Here is a 2,272-nt window from a genome sequence, read left to right as displayed (position 1 = left end):
ACTATCAAAGTTACCTTTTAACTCTTTTTGAATCTGCTCTTTAAAAGCTTCTATTGTAAAAATAGGTTCCTCTTCTAATGCAACTTTATAAGCTGTATTTTTAATAACTAATTCTATTTGTCCACCAGTTAACTCATAACTTAATAACTCTTGTAAATCAAAGTCATCACTTAAAGGAAGTTTTGAGGGAAGAAGTTTATTCCATAACTCTTCTCTTTGTTTTTCATTTGGTTTTTTAAACTCAATTTTATAATTAAATCTTCTTGAAAATGCTGTATCAATAGATTCTAAAAGGTTTGTTGTAGCTATTAAGATTCCGTCAAATCTCTCAATTTGTTCTAAAAAAATATTTTGCATTTGGTTATGCATCTTTTCACTACCACTATTAGAACTACTACTTCTTGCACTTAAAAATTGATCTGCTTCATTTAACAATAATATAGGTTCTGATTTTGTTTTTTCAACTAAATCTTTATATGTATCAAAAATACTTCTTACATTTTTTTCACTCTCACCTACATACATTGAAAGAATTTTACTACAGTCAAAACTTAATACTTCTCTTTTTAAAGACCTTGCAAGAGCTAATGCAGTTAATGTTTTTCCAGTCCCTGCAAAACCATAAAAAATAATCCTTGCTTCAATACCTCTTCTTTTCTCTTTAACACCCCATTGTTTTAATCTATTTAAAACATTTTTATCCACTTGTTTTAGTAAAGAGTTTAAAGTATCTCTTGTTTTATCATTTAATACAACATCATCTAAAGTTTTTGTAGTAGAAATAAGTTCAAACATATCTTGTTCCTTAATTACACTATTTAACTTTAATTTAGACCTTCTTGACTTTTTCTTTGTAGGATGAGAGATTTTATATAAAATCTCATCAGGAATAAAGAAGTTTCTATTAATTCCTCCAAAAGGAGTTAATACCTCATCATAGTCAATAAGATTTTTTGATACTAACTTTGAACTCTCTTCTAAAAGTGTTCTAAATTTTATTTTTTCATAATCATCACTTGAAATTAATTCAATTAAAGAATTCATATCTCTAATTGTACCATCACCACCTGAGTACTCCTCTTTTAATAGTGCTAAAAATATCATTTGTTCTTGCTCATCTAAAGAGTGCTCTTTAAAAAAATCTTCAAGCATAATCTCTTTGTCTGTAACTTTTACTCTCTCTTTAATTCTATTTTCTAACATTAATAATTTTGATTTTAGTCTATTTCTATTTGGAGAGTTCTCATCAAAATTTCTTTTAACCATATTTAACTGCTTTGCTAAATCTATTTTAAAAAATTGGTCTTGCAAATACTCTAAATGGTCACTATATTTTTTTATTTCAGGAAGAACAAACTCCAATGAACCTTCTTCTAAAAGCTTTAAAAATGAAGTAGATAAAGATACACTTGAGTTTAATAACTCTAGCTTAGAAATATCACTTATTTTTACATGTTCAAAACTGTTATGAACTAGCCAACCTAATTCTAATAATGATTTTATCTCTTCTATTTTATATAGATGTTCAAAACTTTTAACATCATAAAATTCACTTAAAACATCAATTACAACTATGGAATCTCTTCCATTAATATACTCTTTAGTAAGATATTGAAGAATCTTTGCTTCTTCAATTGTACATTTTAGTTGCGCAAAAAATGCTGTTTTACTTACATCTTCTGCTTTAATAAACTCAATTATTTCATTCATCGTTTAACTTATCCTGTAACAAATTATAAAATTTATCTAAACTATTTTTGTGTTTAAAGTCTAGCTTTGTTTCATTTAATAAGATACTATTGTTTTTAACTACTATTTGTTTTATATCTTTATATAAAATCTCTTTTTTATCTTTATTTATATCTACTATAAAACTATTATTAAGAATCAAAATACCATTTTGACAAATAGCTTTATATGAACCCCTTGAGTAGATATATGTTTGGCAATCTTGTTTTTTTATGTACTCTTCTAATCTATTTAAATTCATATTGTCATATATATTTAAACCCACAAATAAAATAACAAGCAAACCAAAAAATAGTATAAAAATCATAGCACCTCTTCTTAATTAAAGTGTTGATGATACATTAATATCTCTTAACTATCTATGAGCTTTAATATATAACTTTTTATGGACTTATATATTAATTTAAGATTAATTTTCATATTATTTGAGTTTTATTATCAATTAGTTAAAAACCGAAACCTTTAATTTTATTATTTTTAAAAAAATTATAGATTATTTATTTTTATTTACAATAATAAAATC

The 2,272-nt window shown here is 24.5% G+C and carries 2 protein-coding genes; both read right to left on the bottom strand.

Going from position 1 to position 2,272, the window contains the following annotated elements:
- A partial coding sequence (locus tag CP960_RS13395; protein WP_101185964.1) for an ATP-binding protein occupies positions 1-1,710 on the bottom strand: 1,710 nt, incomplete at its 3' end.
- Positions 1,703-2,056: a hypothetical protein gene (locus CP960_RS13390; protein WP_101185963.1), complete on the bottom strand. Its 354-nt coding sequence runs from the start codon at positions 2,054-2,056 to the stop codon at positions 1,703-1,705. The genes CP960_RS13395 and CP960_RS13390, both read right to left, overlap by 8 nt.
- Positions 2,057-2,272 lie beyond the last annotated feature (216 nt).

Origin of the sequence: Malaciobacter halophilus, assembly GCF_002837275.1 — a bacterium.
GTDB lineage: Bacteria > Campylobacterota > Campylobacteria > Campylobacterales > Arcobacteraceae > Malaciobacter > Malaciobacter halophilus.
Note: the sequence above shows the minus strand (reverse complement) of the source record. Positions and strands in the feature narration are given on the sequence as shown.

Excerpts from the sequence above, each read along its gene's own strand:
- CP960_RS13390 (WP_101185963.1), bottom strand. The coding sequence starts at position 2,056 with ATGATTTTTATACTATTTTTTGGTTTGCTTGTTATTTTATTTGTGGGT.